The organism is Lawsonibacter hominis (assembly GCF_014287895.1).
Classification (GTDB): Bacteria; Bacillota; Clostridia; order Oscillospirales; family Oscillospiraceae; genus Lawsonibacter_A; species Lawsonibacter_A hominis.
Window position 1 is genome coordinate 1 of record NZ_JACOPP010000101.1, and the last position, 599, is coordinate 599.

Below are 599 nucleotides of genomic sequence, written 5' to 3' on the forward strand. Positions count from 1 at the left end.
AACCAGAAAGGTGGGGTAGCCAAGACCAGCACGGTCCGAAATCTGTCCTATGCGCTGGCCGAGATGGGCAAGAAGGTCTTGGTAGTTGACTTTGACCCCCAGTATAACCTCACCACCAGTTTCGGTGTCCTGCCGACCCAGGCGCCCTATAATACCGGGACTCTTATCACCAATCTGCTTCTGGACGAATCTCTGCCGGATACCAACGAGTTCATCCAGAAAATCGGCTCTGTGGACTTGATCCCTTCCAGCCGATCTCTCACCGTTGCGGAGGCAAATCTGCTGATGACGCCGGACAGCAATGACTACCTGGCCGCTCTGCTGAACCCTCTGCGGCTGTCCTACGATTACATTATCGTGGACACCAACCCCTCTCTTGGCTCGTTGACCATCAACGCTTTAACGGCTGCCGACGAGGTAATCATCCCGATTGACCCGGAACTGTTCGCTCTGACCGGTTTGCAGGCGTTGGTGGACACCATCAAGAAAATCAAGCGGAAATTAAATCCCAGCATTGAGATCGGCGGTATCCTGTTCACCAAATGCAACAAGCGGACGAACCTGTATCGCCGTACATACGGTCAGGTCACAAAGGCGTT

Annotated in this window: 1 protein-coding gene; it reads left to right on the forward strand. The window is 53.8% G+C overall.

What is annotated here, in order from left to right:
* A partial coding sequence (locus H8S57_RS16970) for a ParA family protein (RefSeq protein WP_186909100.1) occupies positions 1-599 on the forward strand: 599 nt, incomplete at both ends.